The sequence below is a fragment of the Streptosporangium sp. NPDC048886 genome (assembly GCF_055586905.1).
In genome coordinates, this window is record NZ_JBVJHH010000055.1 from 1 (window position 1) to 17442 (window position 17442).

Sequence of the window (17442 nt, forward strand, 5' to 3'; positions counted from 1 at the left end):
CGAAAGCTACCTCGCGGGCCTTCATCTACGCGGAGCCATCTTGTGGCTCCGAGACTTTCAACCCATCTGAAGATCGGAATTCCGTACAGGCCCTAAGACGCCTCCGGGCTGGGCCGCAGAGGCGTCTTCGGTGGCGTGCGCTTATATATCCCCTCCCATGGCGGCTGCGGCTGCCGGGATGTTGACGTAGTCGCGCAGGCGGGTGATCTGCCCGTTGCGCACGGTGAGCACAAGGAGGTTGGGAAGCGCGAACTCGCCGGTGGTCACGCTGGTCCCGAGGGCTTCCTGCTCAACGATGATCGTTTCTGGATCGCCGGTGTCGTGGATGGCAAGGGTGCGGTAACGCTCGTATTTCAGTGGGTAGTCCTTCCACCCTGCGGTTATCCAGTTCACGATTTCGTCCCGGCCCGCAAGCCGGGACGGCAGGCCTGGGAGTGTGAACGGGAACTCATGGACCGCGTCGAGGGCATAGACGCGCCTCAATTCATCGGCGGACTGGCTGATGGCGGCTTGGCGGTAGCGCTCCAGAATTTCACGTGGACCAGCCTCTTGCTCGCCGAGTGCCGCTCGCCTGGCAGTCACCTTGCGGTAGCTGATCTTCCAGCCGTCGGGTTGGCGCGCGACGATGTCGTCGTAGATGACACTGCCGGCCGTTCCGTCGGCCTTGATGCCAATTCCTTTGGATTGGACCCGCGCCGAGCGTTCGTCGATCTGAGTGATCACGATGTTGGTGACGTGATGGCCGACCGGGTTGGCGTTGCCCAATGCGAGCGCGGCCTCACGGATGGCCGCGGTCCCGTGCAACGAGCCGAGGCCGAAGTCGTCCAGGTCCTCGGTGACATCTGGGGTGAACAGCTCACCCGCTTGGTCCAGCTTACCGGCGTCTGTGAGGTGGCCGTGGAGATTGATCAGGTCGGTGATGTCGATTCGGTCTTGTTCCGTCAGCGCCATTGGGGGCCGCCCTCCATGCTCCGGGTGAGCCATACCAGTAAGGTGAGGCATAGTCCGGTTAGGTTGGACACGGTAACGGACTGTGTCCCCGGTTAGCAACGGAGATGTGCGAATGGTGTCGGCAGGCCACGATCCACGGTCAGGCCTTGGGCGTCCGAGACGTGCAGACGCCCGACGTAACTACGAGCAGTTGGTCGAGCAGGCGAAAATCGCGTTCGCCGAGTTCGGCGTGGAGGCCTCACTGGACGAGATCGCTCGGCGGGCAGGGGTGGCCAGCGGGACGCTGTATCGGCATTTCCCCACCCGGCTGGATCTCATCGAGGCGGTACTCTCCGAGCAGATAGCCCAGCTGGTCGACCTTGGCCGCCAGCTGCTGTCTGCCGAGGACGAATTCGACGCGTTGTCCACCTGGTTGCGTGCCGCGCTCAGGCATGGCCTGACCTATCGAGGTCTGTCGGCCGCCGTGATGGACTCGGCGCTCGATCACGAAAATGGCTCGGTATCGACCTGGCATGCGCAGATGTTCGAGGCGGGAGCCGCGTTGCTGGCGAGGGCGCGGCAAACAGGCGTGATCGTCTCCGACGCGAACGACGCGGACGTACTGAAGATGATCGGCGCTATCGCCTGGGCCGCCCAGGACACCCCCGACAGCTCAGCTCAAGCCGACCGCCTACTCGCCCTCCTCCTGAACGGACTCCATCACGGCGGCGTCCACCGATGACCAGGCGGTGCGAGCCGTGGCAGTCAGACGTCGGAGAAGCGAGCAAGATTTCCCCGGCCACCTGCCGCCAGCCAGGCGGGCGGGTCAGGGGGTCAGGCCGAGTTGGCGCAGCTGCGCCGGGCGTAGCGGCCGCCAGCCGGTGCCGTCGAGTTTGGCGAGTTCGGCTTCGACGTCGACGTTGATGACGCCGAAGAAGTTGATGTTGTCGCTGTGACCGGGTGAGATGTGGGCCAGGACCTCGTCGGGTACCTGGCGGCCCTGGGCGCGCAATTCGGTGACGGCGCGGGAGTAGTACTCGGTCGTCCAAGCCACCACCGAGTTGGTCAAAACGGTCAGGCACTACGCCTGCTCGGTCTGCTGCTCTAGGTGCGGCCTGGTGACGGTGCCCTGTTGAGCGTAGTGCAGGTCCCGCCGCAGCGCGTGCAGCGATTCGCCCTTGTTGAGCTGCCGGGAGATCTTCCTCCGGTACACCGGGTCCGACAGGTATTTCGCGGTGTGCAGGGTCCTTCTCAGCATCCCCCACTCCTTCAGCGCCACCGCCAGCGTGTTCTGCCGGGACGCTGCCGACCACTTCCCGACGATCAGAGCAAGGAGCGTGGTCGCATGACCCCGGAGGAGAGCACCATGCCCGCGCCGGTGACGCGCTCGCTGCCGCTGGCCTTCACCGCGGGCGCGGCGGTCGGCGCGTTAGGAGGGATGATCGGCCTGGGCGGTGCCGAGTTCCGGCTGCCGCTGCTGATCGGCCTGTTCGGGTTCGCTGCGCTGTCGGCGGTCATTATGAACAAGGCGATGAGCCTGATCGTGGTGCTGGTCGCGCTGCCGGCCCGGCTGGCCGCCGTCCCCCTCGCCGAGCTGGCCGCGCACTGGACGGTCGCGGTCAACTTGCTGGCCGGAAGCCTGCTGGGTGCCTGGGCGGGCGCCTCGTGGGCGGTGCGGATGCGCACCGCCACCCTCCACAAGGCCCTCGCGGCTCTGATGGTGCTCATGGCCGCCGCTCTGGTGCTCACCCACACCACCGCCGTGGGCTCGCTCGCCCTGCCCGGCCCGGCGCTGGCGGTGACCGGGGTGGCGGCCGGGTTCGGCATCGGCGTGGTGGCGGCCATCATGGGCGTGGCCGGCGGCGAGCTGCTGATCCCTACGATCGTGTTGCTGTACGCCGTTGGCATCAAGACCGCCGGCAGTCTCTCGCTGGTGGTCTCGCTGCCCACCATGCTGGTCGCCTTCGCCCGCTACAGCCGCGACGGCAGCTTCGCCGTCCTGGGCGCCAATCTGCGCTTCACCGTCATCATGGTCGCCGGCTCCATCGCCGGCGCCCTCCTCGGCGGCCTGCTGCTCGGCGTGATCCCCGATCTCGTCCTCATTCCCGTCCTCGCCGCCGTACTGCTAATCTCAGCGGTCAAGATGGCCCGTCACGCCTGAGCTTCACGGCGACCGTCCTGCGCGTGCGAGCACAGGTGAGGCCAAGGTCGGGGACCGCGCATCTACAACCGGCCTGTAGCGGCGTCCTCCTCTCGAGCGCGGCCCCAGCCCCAAGTGAGCTGATCAGTACAGGTCACCGAGGTTCCAAGAAGACCGTGTTCTCGGAAGCGGAGATGCTACCGACTTTCGAGAACACACGTGACTCCGGCTTGAAACCCCAGCTCAGCACTTCCGAGAACAGGACCTCACTGCTACATGGCGGCTGAGGTCACGTTCGGGGGGAGGACGCCGGCCTGGCCGGGCGGTGAGGGGGGCCGGGCCGCCTCCGCCGTGACCATGTTCCCGGCGGGATTCGTGGCTTACTACCTGTCGACGGCGTCGGTCACACGCTGCCAGCTGTCCAGGTCTGCGATCCGTGCTTCCAAAGCGGGGCGCATGCCCGTCGCGCTGGAGGCGCCAAGGGCCAGGCGCAGCGGAGGGTTGGGGCTGTCGACCGCGGTCCGGATGCCTGCGGCGATCCGCGTCGCGGCGGAGAACGCGGACGCCGGCAGCTCTCCGATGCCCTTCTGAACCTCGCGGACAGTCTGGTCGTAGTCGCCCAGGCCGGCTGCGACATCGAGGTTGGCAAGGAAGGGGGTCGCGGTCAGCCCGGGCTGGATGATCGTGACCTTGATGCCGAGCGGTGCGACCTCGGCCGCGAGCGCGTCCGACAGCCCCTCGACCGCGTACTTGGTGGCGGCCAGCAGACCCACGCCGGGATGGGCGGACTGCCCGTAGACCGACGAGCCCTGGAGGATGTGCCCGGATCGCTGGGCGCGGAGCACCGGAAGCGTTGCGCGGAGCACGTTGAGCACTCCGAAGACATTGGTGTCGAACACGGCACGGACCTGCGTGTCGGAGGCCTCCTCAACGGCTCCGAACAGTCCGTATCCCGCGTTGTTGGCCACGACGTCGATACGGCCGAACCGTGCGAGCGTGCCTTTCACTGCGTCCCGGACGGCTCGCTCGTCACGTACGTCCGCCTGGATGAGAAGCAGGCGCTCACCGTGCGCTTGCGCCAGTTCGTCCAGGGAGGAGGTGTCGCGGGCGAGGGCCGAGACGGTGTCGCCGTTCTCCAGTGCCTGGAGCGTCAGTTCGCGGCCGATGCCGGACGTCGCGCCGGTGATCAGCCATGTGCGGAGGTGGGTCTGGTGGTTGGGTGTTCCGTTCACGTTGCGACCGTAAGCTGTTAGCTCGCAACGAGTCAAACTAGATCGGCTGGGAGGTTGCTCACTAACTGGATTAGCGCCGCTCACGCTGATGTACTGTGGGGGGATGATCACTGCAGCGGCCGGATCCCCCAAACCCAGCCCGCGCACCGTCACACCGCCGGTGGAGACCGTTCTCGCGTTCGTGAACACGCGCGCGGACGGATCGGGTCGCCGAGAGTTGTTCGGAGACGGGGACTCGTTCGCGGCGTGGCTGGCGGAGCGTGACGAGTTCGGTGGCGAAACCGTGGTGACCGACGCTGACGCCGCGGTCGCGCGCGAGCTGCGTGATGCCCTGGTGACTGTGCTGCTCGCGCACTCGGGCGATGAGGAAAGTCTGGGTGAGCCGCTGCTGCGTGCCGAGCGGCACCTGCGACGTGTGGGTTCGCTCTACCCGCTGGCGACGGTGGTCACGGCCGGCGGTGTAGAGCTGGCCTCACCGCAGGCGGGGGTGCCGCGCGTGTTCGGAACCGTACTGGCTGCGGTGACGACGTTTGCGCAGAGCGGCGACTGGGAGCGCATCAAGGCGTGCCGGAACCCCCCATGCCATTTCGGTTTCTTCGACCGCACCCGCAATGGGGGAGGGCTGTACTGCAGTACTGGCTGCGGCTCTCAGGTGTCCATGCGCAAACACCGCCAGCGGCAGCGCCATGGCAGTGGTGCGCCGTCCGAGGCGTGAGACCGCCCTTCCAGCGAGGAGGGTGATCATCCCCACCGGCAAGCGCAAGGGCCAGAACCCTGGCCTGGCCAGCATCTACCGGGCACTCGCCGAGCACGAGAAGCGCCAAGCCTACCCCGAAGCCGTCGAAGCGGCCCACGCCGACTTTGCCACCTTCCAGGCCGGCGTCCTCCTCCCGAACGTGACCTCAGCCGCCAGGAGGATGCGCGTTACCTTCGACGATCTACTCATAAGGCGCAACCATCCCACGGATCCCGGCGTAGCGGCGCATTGTCCCTCCGATCGCCCCAGAGCCAGGACGATCGGGCCTCATCTTCTCCGACCGGATGATCGCGACAACTAAACGACCGGACCGACACGGCTCGCCGGGGTGGTGGGCCAGTAGCTCGCCGCATGGGCCAGAGCACGGCCTTCGAGCAACGCGACCAGCTTCTCGAAGAGGGCGCCTGCCGCTGGTGCCGCCCAATTGTCCAGGAGGAGTTCACGCGGCAGGCCAGGGTCACGGAAGGGCAGCTTCCGCCAATCGTCGATGACGGCAAGGTATGACACGAACGCGTGTTGCCCGTCGATGACTCCCGAGCGCTCGAGCACACGCGTCTCGTCTTTGTGCCTGTCGATGAACTCACGGTATCGACGGTCGATTCCCTCAAGGTCCCAGCAGGCGTGGACCATCGTTCGAAGGTCCTGGCCTGCAGCATAGTCACCGACGAAGACAGCGCAGTGGCGCATGAGATCGAGTTCGCCAATAGCGCGCTCAGCGGCCGGCAGCATGCGGGCCGGGGCGATCCAGACCGCCGAGCTGATATTGCCGAACCCGAGCGATGACAGGTGCGCGCGGAGCTGGTTCCGCTTCGTCCGAGTCGACTCGGGCACCGAGAAGTTGACGACGCACCAGCCGTCGGAGAGATCCGCCGGCTGCCGGGCATGCCAGACGATCTTATCGCCGTCGGCAAGGGATTCGAGCGCCTCCGCTGCCAAGGAGTAGCCGCGGGTCCCTTCGCGTGTGTCCGGGACCAGCCAGCCACGTTGCTTGAGCCGGAAGACGCCGGTGCGAACGCTTGATTGGTCGAGGCCGAACTGGCCGAGCAGCTCGACCGTGCCCGCGATCGGCATCCAGTTCCCCATCCGTCGCACGATGGCGCCGAGAAAACCGATGAGCACGGTGCGTGACTGGTGGGACGGGGTGATCGTGCCTACCGGATCCATGTCGCTCATCTGGCTCATGATGCCTGATCCAGGTTGCCGGAAAATCCTGGTCATGAGACGCCGAGCGCTGTGAGCCACTGCTGTGGCCACGGTGCGCTCTTGCCCGTCGTAGGAACGATGTGGACCGTGACGAACCGTCCGTGCGCGGCACGAGTGCGGGGTCGCCCGGCAAACGGCTCGCCCCAGAGCTCGAACGCGAACGTCATCGAGGCTGTGCCGATGCGAACGATTTCGACGACGGTGGTGGCCTCCTGCCCGAAGCGAAGCGGTGACTCGAAATCCACCTCGTATCGGACGCGCGGGGCTGAGGAGAAGTAGCCGTCGAGGCCGCGCTCACGCATGAGCGCGGCCTCGGCGGCCTCGACATACCGCACCACGGCCGTATTGTGGTATATCCCTGCGGCGTCGGTGTCGATCCACTCCACGCGCACACGGTGAACGCCGGCCGTCCTGGTGGCTCGCGGAGCCGTCACGGGCCCATGGTGACGCGGTCGGGAGTCCATCGCAGATGCACGTTGTCCGTCTCCGGGGCGCGCAGCAACGCCAGGCGCGGTGGGATCTTGTCGGTACGCGAGCTGGGCGGCTTGCGGCGGCCGGCGGCGAACTGGTCCGGCCACGGCGCGCCGGGCCCGCCGTACTCCTGCTCGGCGGCGGCCTGAAGCGTCCACTGCGGGTTGTAAAGGTGGCTGCGGCCCAGCGCGCACAGGTCGGCGCGGCCGGCGAGGAGGATCGAGTTGACGTCGTCGTATGACGAGATCGCACCGACCGCGATGACCGCGACACCCGCGGGGCCGGCGACCTCGTGCCGGATCCGGTCGGCGAACGGAGTCTGGTAGGACCGCCCGAAGGCCGGCCTCTCCGCCATGGTCACCTGTCCGGAGGAGACGTCGATGGCGGCGGCGCCGTGCTCGATGAACGCGCGGGCGATCTCCACCGCGTCGTGCTCGGTGTTGCCCTCCGGGGCCCAGTCGGTCGCCGAGATGCGGATCGTCACCGGAATCGGGGCGGGCACCGCCGCACGGACGGCGTCGAACACCTCGAGCGGGAAGCGCAGCCGGTTCTCCAGGGACCCGCCGTATCCGTCGGTGCGGTGGTTGGCGATCGGCGAGAGGAACGAGGAGAGCAGGTAGCCGTGGGCGGCGTGCACCTCGATCAGGTCGAAGCCCGCCTCGACGCCGCGGCGCGCAGCGGCGAGGAAGTCGGCGACGACTTTGTCCATGTCGGCTCGGGTCATCTCACGCGGCATGTGGCAGCCGGATCCATAGGGCAGCGCGGAAGGGCCGGTGACCTCCCAGTTGCCCTCCTCCAGCGGCTCGTCGAGGCCCTCCCACATCAGCTTGGTCGAGCCCTTGCGGCCGGAGTGGCCGAGCTGGAGCCCGATCCTGCCGGTGGTTCGGGTGTGGACGAAGTCGGTGACCTTCCGCCACGAGTCGCGCTGCTCGTCGTTCCACAGCCCGGTGCAGCCCGGCGTGATCCGCCCCTCGGGCGAGACGCAGACCATCTCGGTCATCACCAGGCCTGCGCCGCCGAGCGCCTTGGAGCCGAGGTGGACGAGGTGGAAGTCGCCGGGAAGGCCGTCCACGGCGGAATACATGTCCATCGGCGAGACCACGACGCGGTTCTTCAGCTCCAGACCGCCGATCCATGCCGGCTGGAACATCGCCGGCGCGACCTGTTCGAGCCCGTTGGCCTTCGCGAACTCCGTCTCGATCAGTTCGGCGAACTCGGCGTCGCGTTCTTTGAGGTTCTCGAACGTGATCCGTCGCGACCGGGTCAGCAGGTTGAAGCAGAACTGCGCGGGCTCCTGGCCGGCGTACATCCCGATGTTCTCGAACCACTCCAGCGACGCCTGCGCCGCACGCTGGGTCGACTCGACGACAGGCCTCCGCTCGGACTGGTAGGCCTCGAGGGATTCGGCCACCGTCGGATGCTCATGCAAGCAGGCGGCCAGCGCAAGCGCGTCCTCCATGGCGAGCTTGGTGCCCGAACCGATGGAGAAGTGCGCGGTGTGGGCGGCGTCGCCCAGGAGCACCACGTTGCCGGCGTACCAGCGCTCGTTGCGGACCGTCGTGAAGTTGATCCACTTGGAGTTGTTCGTCAGCACGGTGTGGCCGCGCAGCTCGTCGGCGAAGATCTCCTTGATCCGCGCGACCGCGTAGTCGTCGGACACCCCGGGCGGGAAGACCTCGCGCTCGGTCGCGTCAAAGCCGGCCCGGCGCCACACGTCCTCGTGCATCTCGACGATGAAGGTCGAGCCGGTGTCGGAGAACGGGTAGCCGTGAATCTGCATGACGCCCCACTCCGTCTGCTTGACGAAGAACTGGAACGCCTCGAAAACCAGATCGGTGCCGAACCAGATGTACTTGTTCCTGCGTACGTCCAGCGACGGCTTGAAGACATCGGCGAATTTGGTCCGGATGGTGGAGTTGAGCCCGTCGGAGGCCAGCACCAGGTCGTACGTTGCGCGCAACTCCTCGACGTCGGGCGCCTCGGCCCGGTACCGGACGGTCACGCCGAGATCGGCGGCCCGCTTCTGCAGGATGTGCAGCAGTTCCTTGCGCCCCATCGCCGCGAAGCCCTGGCCGCCGACGGTGAACGAGGTGGCGTTGAACGTGATGTCGATGTCGGTCCAGCGGGCGAACCGGCTCTCCATCTGCTGGTAGATCACCGTGTCGGCATTCTCGATGCCGCCAAGGGTCTCGTCGGAGAAGACGACGCCGAAGCCGAAGGTGTCGCCGGAGGCGTTGCGCTCCCAGACGGTGATCTCATGGGTCGGGTCAAGCTGCTTCATCAGCGCGGCGAAGTAGAGTCCGCCGGGGCCGCCGCCCGCGATCGCGATCCTCATGACGGGTTCCTCCCCGAGGTGCGGATCATGCCTTCCTGTACGACGGTGGCCAGATGACAACGGTCACGGGTGAAGAAGCGGCCGATGCCGAGGCCGCGGCCGCCGTCCGCCGCCGCCGCGTCCTGGACGTAGAGGAGCCAGTCGTCGACCGTCCCGGATGCCAGGGGGCGGTGGAACCACATCGCGTGGTCGAGGCTGGCGGTGACGAGCCCGGGCTCGGCCCAGGGCAGCCCGAGCACGCGCAGGACGGGCTCGAGGATGGTGTAGTCACAGACGTAGGCGAGCGCGGCAAGGTCACGCTGCTCGTCGGTGAGCCCTTCGACACTGCGCAGAGTGTCGAACGGCTTGACCCAGACGGCCTGGTGCGGCACCTGCTCGCCATCGATGCTCAGGTAGACCGGGCCGGGGACATGGCGCATGTCGAAGCTGCGGCCGGCGGACCAGTAGGCCTTGGACTCCTCGGTCATGGTTCCGCCGCTGCGGCTTTCGAGGTAGGCCGCGGTGCTGGGCAGTTCCTCGGGGCCGGGGAAGCCGGCGGGGAACTCCGCGGCGAAGGTCCCGCCGGGCTCGCCTGCGGCGAAGCCGGCCAGGCACACGTAGAGCGGCTTGCCGTTCTGGTAGCCGCGGACCTGGCGGGTGCTGTAGCCCCGGCCGTCGCGCAGCAACTCGACCTCATAGCGCACGTCTGCGCCGATGTCGGCGGGGCGCATGAAGTAGCTGTGCATCGAGTGCAGCGTCTTGCCGTCGGTCACCGACCGCATCGCCGCGGCCGCGGCCTGGGCGACCAGGTCGCCGCCGTACGCCTTGGGCCACGGGCACGGCTGGGTGACGGCGGTGAATGCGAGATCGAAGTGTTCCGGCTCGGCCTCGGTGAGGGTGACCGCGGCGCAGAAGACCGCCGAGGTCTGCGGCGTCCGTGCCGTCATCGACGTCCCGGCGGTCATCGGCTGAGCCAGCCCGGCAGATCGGTGTCCGGGACGTCGGGCAGGTTGACGACGATGTTCTCCGGCGTGCGGGTCGTCATCCAGGTCAGCGGCCTGTCGCGGTCCAGGTTGCACTCGACGTGGGGCATGAACGGCGGGACGAAGACCCAGTCGCCCTCCTCGAGGTCGACGTAGTCCTCGAACCTGTCGCCGAAGTAGATGCGGGCACGGCCCGAGAGCACGTAGCCGCCGGTCTCGGCCTCGCCGTGGTGGTGCGGGACCGAGCGATAGCCGGCCTCGTTGCCCACCTTGCCGAACCAGAGCTTGGTGGCCGGGGTGTGCTGGATGCTGACGCCGGAGATGCGGGTCGCGCCGTCGGACTGCCCGGTGTCGCCGGCCTCGAGGCCGCCGCGGGTCACCACCGGGACGACCAGGCCACTCTCGGTGGCGTACATCGAGTTGTCGCCCTCAAGGGCGTACTTGCTCAGGTCATGCTCCATGACTGGCTCCTGGATTGTCACTGGTGAGCGGGGCCGGCGTGGAAGGCCACGGCGTTGCGCAGCGTGCCGATGCCGGGGATCTCGGTCTCGACGACGTCGCCGTCGACGAGATAGCGGGGCGGTTTGCGACCGGCTCCGACGCCGCCCGGGGTACCGGTCAGCACGACGTCACCGGGGCGCAGGACGGTGAAGGTGGAGATGTAGGCGAGCAGGTCGGCGGGGTCGAAGACCAGGGTGCGGGTGCTGCCGCGCTGCACCTCCTCACCGTTGACCCGGCAGATGACCTCCACCCCTGCGGCCACGTCCACCTCGTCGGGGGTGACGATCACCGGGCCGATCGGCGTCGACCGATCCCAGGCCTTGCCCTGGAACCACTCGCTGGTGCGGTTCTGCCAGTCGCGCACCGAGACGTCGTTGGCGACGGTGTAACCGGCGATCGCGGCGGCGGCGACGTCCCGGCCGGCCCGCCACAGCGCGGTCCCCACCACGACGGCGAGCTCGGCCTCCCAATCCACCTTGAGACCGGCCGGCAGCTCGATCGGCTCGCCTGGGCCTATCAGCGTGTCGGCGTACTTGGTGAACAGGGTCGGGTAAGCGGGGAGTTCACGCCCCATCTCGAAGATGTGGTCGCCGTAGTTCAGGCCACAGCAGACCACCTTGCCCGGAGACGGCAGGGGCTGGACGGGAACGGCCCCGAGGAGCGGGTCGGTGAGGTCGTCGAGGCGGATCGGCCCGGCGGCCATCAGCGCCGACAGGTCCGTGGCAGGCAGCCGACGCCAGATGCCGTCCTCGTCCAGGGCGGCGGCGGTCGATCCAGCTTCGGTGATCACGGTCGCAAGCCGCATACATACCTCCCAGACTCCCTTAGGTGTCACAGAATATTAACGGCCGTCTAGAAAACGCAACATAGATGCGCTTAGATGTGGGGGCGACCACACTCGCGACCGAGGAGGAATCCGTGACCCCCGACGCCATCAACCCCGCTTCCCTGCCGGCGCCGAGCGGTTACTCCCACGGCACGCTGGTGGACAACACTCTGTACCTGGGCGGCCAGACCGCCCTGGACGCCACCATGCAGATCGTTCCCGGAGGGATCGTCGAGCAGTTCCGGCAGGCGTTCGGCAACGTGCTGACCACGCTCGCCGCCGCGGGTGGCGTACCTGCGGACCTGGTCAGCATCACGATCTACCTGACCGACATCCCGGACTACCAGGCGCACGGCAAGGAGATCGGCCGAGTCTGGCGCGAGCTGGCCGGTCCGGTCTATCCGGCGATGGCGGGGATCGGCTGCACGGCACTCTGGCAGCCCGAGGCCATGATCGAGATCCTCGGTGTCGCGGTGATTCCCGACGAGCGGCTCAAGCGCCCGGAGTCCTGACCGGGACACGCCAAGCCAACATCTTACACAATCTCGACGCACGCACTCAAAAGAGAAATTAAGACGTAACGTCCCGGATCTAGGGTCAAGGCACCTTTCATTCTTATGATGGCCGTCACGATCGTGACATTCAGGGAAGGATCCCGGTGTGGCCGAGAGCCCGTACTGGAACCCGAAGACGGAGGCGCTCGCCCGGGACGACCTGCGCGCCCTGCAGTTCGCCAAGCTGCGGCGCGTCGTTGAATGGGCCGAGACTCGCAGCCCGTTCTACCGCCGCACGTGGGCGGCGGCCGGGTTCACCGCGGACCAGCTGAAGAGCTGGGACGACTACCAGCGCATCCCGTTTCTCACCCGGGACGAGTGGATGGCGAACCAGGCGGAGCTGCCACCCTACGGCGACCTGCCCGTGACCGGGGCCGCGGGCGCGATTCGCATGCACACCACGAGCGGCACTTCGGGGCGCACGCCACTGCGGGCGCTCGACAGCCGCAAGGACTGGTTCTGGGCGGCCGAGATGTGGTGCTACGCCCTGTGGGGCATCGGGATCCGACCGGCCGATGTCGGCTATCTGGCCTTCGGGTACGGCTCCTTCATCGGTTTCTGGGGCCTGCACAACGGGCTGGAGAAGATCGGGGCGTTGACCGTCCCCGGCGGCGCGCAGACCACCACGCAGCGAGTCAGGCAGATCATCGACTTCGGCTGCACGGTGGTCGCGACGACGCCGACGTACGCGTTCCGGATGGCCCAGGAGGCCCGCGAGCTGGGAGTCGACCTTCCGAGCTCGGCCGTACGCACGGTCGTCCTCTCAGGTGAGCCCGCGGGGATGATTCCCGAGACGAAGGCACTCATCGAGGCCGAATGGGGCGCGAAGGCGTTCGACACCGCGGGGATGACCGAGATCTCAACGATCTTCATGTTCGAGCCGGCCGACCAGCCCGGCGGCTGCCACATCATCGAGGACCACTTCATCGAGAAGGTCTACGACCCCGAGACTCTCGAGGAGCTTCCGTACGGGGAGTGGGGTGAGCGCGTCACCACGTCGTTCGGCCGCAGCATCATCCCACTGATCAAGTACCGCACCGCGGACGCGGTCGTGAAGGTACCCCATACGACCGCCGCGAACGGCCGCACCTTCGACCTCTACGAGGGCGGCATTCTCGGTCGCGTGGACGATATGAAGCTGGTGCGCGGCACCAACGTGTACCCGCGGGCGGTCGAGGCGATAGTGCGCGGTTTCCCGATCGAGGAGTTCCAGATCCGGATCGAGAAAGTCGAAATGCGCGATGAGGTCTTCCTGACGGTGGAGCCCGCGCCGTCCCTCGACGACGGCGCATGGGCGGACGTGGAAGGCCGGTTGCAGACCGAACTCGCCGATGCCCATGAAGGCCTGCGCTTCATCATCGAGCGTGCGGCCCCCAACTCACTGCCTCGCTTCGAGCTGAAGGCCAAGCGCCTTCAAGACCTGCGCTGAAGGGTTGATCTCCATGGCTGCCGATCTCCTCAACAGTTCCTTCACCGGCCAGGAGGCCAAGCTCGTCGCCGTCTACGAGGCTCTCAAAGAGCTCGCCGGCGACGACATGCCGCCGTGCGCCGCCAGCAACGTCCGGGTCGCACTCGCGGCGCTCAACGTCGCCGTGATCGATCTTGGCCTGGTGTACGAACACCTCACCGACTACGGCTGCTGAGATCCGTTCCGCCGCGCGCCGGCCTACTGGCGATGCCTCGTCCGCTGATCTTCGCGTCAGGATCTCTACAGGGTGACCACGGATTCCGCCGGGGTAGCTGATCCATTTGAGTTGCGCGAGCGTTTGCCGTGAATCATGGGGTTGAGAAGATATCGCCACCAACGATCTGTCCCCTGCAGGGGCACTGCGATTCAACCCGGAGATCTGGGTCAGCACGGGGAAAGGCGTCCGGGAGGCCGCTGACGATCTGGCCCGGGGCGTGGACGCGTTCTGCCGGGCGATGGATGAGCGGCCCTTCGGTCAGGACGATCTGGGCCGGGCGTTGTTCGAGGGCCATTCCGAAGCAGGCGTGCCGGGGTTCGCCCGACTACGTGACGATCTGCTGAAAGACCTGGTCGTGGCGGTGAACCTGCTCCGCGGGATGGTGGCCGGGGTTGGTCGTCACCGGGGGCAGGTATGCCACAGCCGAGGCGGCGAACACCGGGGTCCCGTACACGCAGCTGTGCCCGAAATGGCTGAAGGATCCGGAGGAGTACAAGCCCGAGCCGGGCCCGAGCGGCCTGCCGACGACCACGACATCGGAAAGGCCGAGCTGACCGTTCCCGCGCCTCAGTGTCGATCCCCGCGGATCTGCAGCATCCTGTTGTTCGTCCTCCGCCCGATGCATGATCGTTCAGCGAGGGGTGCCTCATGGCGTTCCACGCCCGCAAGGTCATGATTCTCACCCCGTCATCTCGGGGAGGGGTACGCCGCGGCGTGCGCCGCCCTGGAGCTCGCCCCCCACGACGACGGCTGAGGCGTGCTGCTCGCCGAGGACGACGGCGGCAACCGCGTCCTGCAAGGGAAACCACAGCAGCCGCCCCGGGTCATCACCGACGACATGCTGCACACTGTGCTGCGCTGCCACGCACGCGGCAAGTTCATCGAAGGCATCCGCTTGGACCTGATCATCCCCACCGACAAACGCAAGGGGAAGACCCCGAGCCCGGTCAGCATCTACCGCGCCTTGACCGAGCACGACAAACGTCAGCGTCACCTCGGTGCCATCGAACAGGCTCGCGCCGACTTCGTCGCCCTCCAGCCCAGACCGGAGCCTGATCAGCGAGACGCGCCGCTCAAAAAGGAACGCAGCACTAGTAACCGGCGACCCGAGGCCAGCGCAGCTCGACACCGTCCTGGGCGAGCCTCTGCTGGAAGTCGGCGAGCAGTTCCTCCTTCTCCCGTACGGCGTGCGGTGCGATCCCGTTGTCCAGGCAGAAGGCCGCCAGCGCGCCGGCGGCCTCGCCGGCGTTCCACTCGACCGGGTGTAGCCGGTAGGCGCCGTTGGTGATGTGGGTGGTGCCGATGTTCTTGGCGGCGGGCAGAAGGTTGGTCATCCGCTCCGGGATCAGCGCGCCGAGCGGGATCTCGAACGGCGAGCAGCCCACGTCGATGTAGTTGTCACCCCCGGTGGAGGGGTGCAGGTCGATGCGGTACATCCCGATGCCGACCGAGTCGTCGTAGCCGACGGCGCCCTTGTCGCCGCGTATGGCCAGCGACAGGTCCTGCTCGGTCACGGTGTACAGGGCGCGGATCCGCCGTGACTCCCGGATGTAGGGGGCCTGGGCCAGGCCGTCGGCCGAGCCGGTCACGTCGCCGCGCAGCCGCAGGCCGGGGAAGCCCGCGCCGCCGTCGGAGCGGGGCGCCTCGGTCTGCAACCAGTACAGGACCGAGCGGGACAGCTCGCGAGCCGCCGCCAGGTGCCGGTCGGCGTCCGGCACGTCGATGACCGGCCCCTCCAGGTAATCGATCATCGGCCAGTTGACCAGCGTGATGTCGCTGGCGTAGGCGCCGGTGACGAAGTTGCGGCGGGCGGCGATCCGGCGGAAGGTCCACAGGTTGAGGTCCCCCTCGCTGTGCCGCTGGTCGGCGTCCATCAGCAGGGGGTCGTCGTCGGGGTTGGGGGTGAAGGAACGTTCCATGATCTCCAGCGTCTGGGGCTTCGGGCACCGCCAGGACAGCAGCCGGTCGCCCCAGAAAGGAGGCTGGTAGGCGCGCCAGAAGTCGTAGGAGGCGGGCCTGTCGATGGTGTGGTCCCCGTCGACGTGGTCGATCGCGAAGCACACCGAGACGGCCTGCATGTTCAGCGGCCGCGCCTGCGCGGGCGCGCTCGGCTCGCCGGTCTCGCCCTGCGACTCCGACCCCGTGACGTACTCGGTGCCGGTCAGCGGCAGCAGCTCGCCGGTCTCGGTGGCGTCCAGGACGTACGGCGCGCGCACGGTGATCCGGCCGCCTCCGTGCCGGTGCTCCAGCTCCACGGCGGTCACCGTGTCGCCGTCGACCTGGGCGTCCACCGGCCGGTAGGGCTGCAGGACCCGCAGCCGCCCCGAGCCCCGGTAGGGCGCCAGCATCGCCTCGATCACCGCGACCGCGACCCGGGGCTCGTGGCAGAGCCGGCTCACGTGGCCCGCGCCCGGATTGAGGTGCCGCCAGGCGCGGGACCGTCCGGTCAGGGGGTAGTGCTGCCGGTAGTAGTGCCGGATGCCGTCGCGCAGCGCCCGGTAGCTCGCGGTGACGCCGAACCGCTCCACCCAGGGGTGCTCGTCCGGCGGCACGGCCTGGCTGGTCAGCTGGCCGCCCAGCCAGTCGTGCTCCTCGCTGAGGATCACCGTACGGCCGGCCCGTAGCAGGGCCAGTGCGGCGGCGACGCCGCCCAGGCCGCCGCCGACGATCACCGCGTCTGCAGATATCTCGACCACGAGAGGGTCTCTCCTGTCATCTCGGTTCAGTCCCCGGCCGGGGCCAGTGTGGCGCCGTCGACCAGCTCGCAGGGGAGCAGTTCCTGTGGGGTCCCGCCGCGCTCCAGCACCTCGGCCAGCAGCTCGACGGCCCTGCGGCCCATCTCGCGCCGGGGGATGCGGAATCCGGTGAAGTCGAGGCGGACGGGGCGAGTGGGGGTGCCGAGCGCGAGGATCGACAGCTCGCCGGGGACCGTGACGCCCCGCTTCCGGGCCGCCCGCGCCACCGCGAGGCCGTCGGCCCACTCCTCGACGAAGGCCGCCGTCGCTCCAGCCCCGGCCAGCTCGTCGAGGAGGCCGTCCGGAGTCCGGCCGGCCGTCGGCACCCGGATCCCGTGGACGCCGGCGGCGGCCACCGCCCCGCGGAACCCGCGCAGGCGGTCGGTCGAGGACTCGGCGCCCGTCCCGGGGCCGACGTAGGCCAGCCGCCGGTGTCCGAGCCGCACGGCGCGCTCGACGAGCGTCCGCACCGCCGGGAGGTAGTCGGCGCCCACGTACGGCACCGGCGCGCCCGCGTCGTCACGGCGGCCGACGGACACGAACGGGACGCCCTCCGACAGCAGCCGGGCCAGGTCGTCGCGGTCGACGCTGCGGCCCAGGAGCAGGCATCCGTCGGCCAGCCGTACCCGGCTGTCGCCGTTGAAGATCCGCCGCCGCCCGCCCGCCGCCCCGGCGCCGGTGAACAGCAGCAGGTCGCAGCCCACCTCCTCGGCGCGCTCCTCGATGCCGAGCAGGAACGGGTGGTAGAAATCGGCGCCCTCGCTCGGGAAGACCGCCTCGTAGGTGAACACGCCCAGGATGCGGTTGCGCCGGTCGGCGAGCCGTCGCGCGGCGGGGTCGGCGACATATCCGGTCTGCCTGATCGCCCGCAGCACGCGCTCACGTGTCTCCGGGGAGATCCGCGTGTCGGTGCCCGCCCGGTTGTTGAGGACCAGCGACACCGTGGTCTGGCTCACTCCGGCCATCCGGGCGATGTCCTGCTGGGTGAGGCGGCGGTTGGAGGCGGTCACGTCCCGTGGTATCCCATCGGCGGGTAATGCGTATTAGCAGAAGATATGCGCCACTTTGAGCGATAGGCAAGTTCATCGCCAAGTCCCCGCAAAGCCAGGCA

18 protein-coding genes and 1 pseudogene are annotated in these 17442 nt (G+C 68.1%); 7 read left to right on the forward strand and 12 right to left on the reverse strand.

Annotation, left to right across the window (positions count from 1 at the left end):
• Positions 1–141 precede the first annotated feature (141 nt).
• Positions 142–951 (reverse strand): nuclear transport factor 2 family protein, encoded by an 810-nt coding sequence (locus ACZ6R6_RS43065; protein WP_470102721.1) that lies wholly within the window; start codon positions 949–951, stop codon positions 142–144.
• Between the two features lie 190 nt (positions 952–1141).
• Here ACZ6R6_RS43065 and ACZ6R6_RS43070 point away from each other — a divergent pair, with 190 nt between their 5' ends.
• Positions 1142–1672 carry a TetR/AcrR family transcriptional regulator gene (locus ACZ6R6_RS43070; RefSeq protein ID WP_470102722.1) on the forward strand — a complete coding sequence of 177 codons (531 nt, stop codon included), beginning with the start codon at positions 1142–1144 and terminating at the stop codon, positions 1670–1672.
• An 84-nt stretch (positions 1673–1756) separates the two neighbouring features.
• Here the strand turns inward: ACZ6R6_RS43070 and ACZ6R6_RS43075 are convergent.
• Positions 1757–2257: pseudogene (locus ACZ6R6_RS43075) on the reverse strand (Tn3 family transposase).
• An 18-nt stretch (positions 2258–2275) separates the two neighbouring features.
• Here ACZ6R6_RS43075 and ACZ6R6_RS43080 point away from each other — a divergent pair.
• On the forward strand, positions 2276–3091 hold the full coding sequence (locus tag ACZ6R6_RS43080; protein ID WP_470102723.1) for a TSUP family transporter: 816 nt from the start codon (positions 2276–2278) through the stop codon (positions 3089–3091).
• A gap of 362 nt (positions 3092–3453) precedes the next feature.
• Here the strand turns inward: ACZ6R6_RS43080 and ACZ6R6_RS43085 are convergent, their stop codons facing one another.
• Positions 3454–4302: an SDR family NAD(P)-dependent oxidoreductase gene (locus ACZ6R6_RS43085; RefSeq protein WP_470102724.1), complete on the reverse strand. Its 849-nt coding sequence runs from the start codon at positions 4300–4302 to the stop codon at positions 3454–3456.
• Between the two features lie 103 nt (positions 4303–4405).
• Here ACZ6R6_RS43085 and ACZ6R6_RS43090 point away from each other — a divergent pair, with 103 nt between their 5' ends.
• Complete coding sequence (locus tag ACZ6R6_RS43090) at positions 4406–5017, forward strand: CGNR zinc finger domain-containing protein (RefSeq protein WP_470102725.1); 612 nt, start codon at positions 4406–4408, stop codon at positions 5015–5017.
• 22 nt (positions 5018–5039) lie between these two features.
• Entirely contained in the window at positions 5040–5360 is a 321-nt protein-coding gene (locus ACZ6R6_RS43095) for a hypothetical protein (RefSeq protein ID WP_470102726.1), read from the forward strand.
• On the opposite strand, the gene ACZ6R6_RS43100 is transcribed toward ACZ6R6_RS43095, so the two are convergent.
• Genes ACZ6R6_RS43100 through ACZ6R6_RS43125 form a run of 6 tightly spaced genes read right to left on the reverse strand, consistent with a single transcriptional unit; the run spans position 5357 to position 11336 of the window.
• Entirely contained in the window at positions 5357–6232 is an 876-nt protein-coding gene (locus tag ACZ6R6_RS43100; protein WP_470102727.1) for a PaaX family transcriptional regulator, read from the reverse strand. The two genes, ACZ6R6_RS43095 and ACZ6R6_RS43100, sit on opposite strands and share 4 nt — an antisense overlap.
• 41 nt (positions 6233–6273) lie before the next feature.
• Positions 6274–6648: an acyl-CoA thioesterase gene (locus tag ACZ6R6_RS43105; RefSeq protein WP_470102728.1), complete on the reverse strand. Its 375-nt coding sequence runs from the start codon at positions 6646–6648 to the stop codon at positions 6274–6276.
• A 44-nt stretch (positions 6649–6692) separates the two neighbouring features.
• Entirely contained in the window at positions 6693–9068 is a 2376-nt protein-coding gene (locus ACZ6R6_RS43110) for a bifunctional salicylyl-CoA 5-hydroxylase/oxidoreductase (protein ID WP_470102729.1), read from the reverse strand.
• On the reverse strand, positions 9065–9994 hold the full coding sequence (locus ACZ6R6_RS43115; protein ID WP_470102730.1) for an acyl-CoA thioesterase: 930 nt from the start codon (positions 9992–9994) through the stop codon (positions 9065–9067). Before ACZ6R6_RS43115 ends, ACZ6R6_RS43110 begins: the two co-directional genes overlap by 4 nt.
• Before the next feature lie 14 nt (positions 9995–10008).
• Positions 10009–10491: a cupin domain-containing protein gene (locus tag ACZ6R6_RS43120; RefSeq protein WP_306871739.1), complete on the reverse strand. Its 483-nt coding sequence runs from the start codon at positions 10489–10491 to the stop codon at positions 10009–10011.
• A 17-nt stretch (positions 10492–10508) separates the two neighbouring features.
• Positions 10509–11336, reverse strand: a complete 828-nt coding sequence (locus tag ACZ6R6_RS43125) for a fumarylacetoacetate hydrolase family protein (protein WP_470102731.1) — start codon at positions 11334–11336, stop codon at positions 10509–10511.
• Positions 11337–11449: 113 nt separating this feature from the next.
• On the opposite strand from ACZ6R6_RS43125, the gene ACZ6R6_RS43130 reads away from it, so the two are divergent.
• From ACZ6R6_RS43130 to ACZ6R6_RS43140, 3 genes are all read left to right on the forward strand, one after another.
• Complete coding sequence (locus ACZ6R6_RS43130) at positions 11450–11869, forward strand: RidA family protein (protein ID WP_470102732.1); 420 nt, start codon at positions 11450–11452, stop codon at positions 11867–11869.
• Between the two features lie 148 nt (positions 11870–12017).
• Positions 12018–13340: a phenylacetate--CoA ligase family protein gene (locus ACZ6R6_RS43135; RefSeq protein WP_306871747.1), complete on the forward strand. Its 1323-nt coding sequence runs from the start codon at positions 12018–12020 to the stop codon at positions 13338–13340.
• 13 nt (positions 13341–13353) lie between these two features.
• Entirely contained in the window at positions 13354–13554 is a 201-nt protein-coding gene (locus ACZ6R6_RS43140) for a hypothetical protein (RefSeq protein ID WP_306871750.1), read from the forward strand.
• 721 nt (positions 13555–14275) lie between these two features.
• On the opposite strand, the gene ACZ6R6_RS43145 is transcribed toward ACZ6R6_RS43140, so the two are convergent.
• The 3 genes from ACZ6R6_RS43145 to ACZ6R6_RS43155 are packed head-to-tail and all read right to left on the reverse strand — an operon-like array spanning position 14276 to position 17341.
• Positions 14276–14725 carry a hypothetical protein gene (locus ACZ6R6_RS43145; protein ID WP_470102733.1) on the reverse strand — a complete coding sequence of 150 codons (450 nt, stop codon included), beginning with the start codon at positions 14723–14725 and terminating at the stop codon, positions 14276–14278.
• On the reverse strand, positions 14688–16292 hold the full coding sequence (locus ACZ6R6_RS43150) for an FAD-dependent oxidoreductase (RefSeq protein WP_470102734.1): 1605 nt from the start codon (positions 16290–16292) through the stop codon (positions 14688–14690). The genes ACZ6R6_RS43145 and ACZ6R6_RS43150 overlap by 38 nt, the downstream gene beginning before the upstream one ends.
• Positions 16293–16318: 26 nt before the next feature.
• Positions 16319–17341: a LacI family DNA-binding transcriptional regulator gene (locus tag ACZ6R6_RS43155; protein ID WP_470102735.1), complete on the reverse strand. Its 1023-nt coding sequence runs from the start codon at positions 17339–17341 to the stop codon at positions 16319–16321.
• Between the last annotated feature and the right edge of the window lie 101 nt (positions 17342–17442).

What these genes read in the sequence shown, in the direction of transcription:
- ACZ6R6_RS43065 (WP_470102721.1), bottom strand. Translation starts at nt 951, where the DNA reads ATGGCGCTGACGGAACAAGACCGAATCGACATCACCGACCTGATCAAT.
- ACZ6R6_RS43080 (WP_470102723.1), top strand. Translation starts at nt 2,276, where the DNA reads ATGACCCCGGAGGAGAGCACCATGCCCGCGCCGGTGACGCGCTCGCTG.
- ACZ6R6_RS43090 (WP_470102725.1), top strand. Translation starts at nt 4,406, where the DNA reads ATGATCACTGCAGCGGCCGGATCCCCCAAACCCAGCCCGCGCACCGTC.
- ACZ6R6_RS43100 (WP_470102727.1), bottom strand. Translation starts at nt 6,232, where the DNA reads ATGAGCGACATGGATCCGGTAGGCACGATCACCCCGTCCCACCAGTCA.
- ACZ6R6_RS43110 (WP_470102729.1), bottom strand. Translation starts at nt 9,068, where the DNA reads ATGAGGATCGCGATCGCGGGCGGCGGCCCCGGCGGACTCTACTTCGCC.
- ACZ6R6_RS43115 (WP_470102730.1), bottom strand. Translation starts at nt 9,994, where the DNA reads ATGACGGCACGGACGCCGCAGACCTCGGCGGTCTTCTGCGCCGCGGTC.
- ACZ6R6_RS43120 (WP_306871739.1), bottom strand. Translation starts at nt 10,491, where the DNA reads ATGGAGCATGACCTGAGCAAGTACGCCCTTGAGGGCGACAACTCGATG.
- ACZ6R6_RS43125 (WP_470102731.1), bottom strand. Translation starts at nt 11,336, where the DNA reads ATGCGGCTTGCGACCGTGATCACCGAAGCTGGATCGACCGCCGCCGCC.
- ACZ6R6_RS43140 (WP_306871750.1), top strand. Translation starts at nt 13,354, where the DNA reads ATGGCTGCCGATCTCCTCAACAGTTCCTTCACCGGCCAGGAGGCCAAG.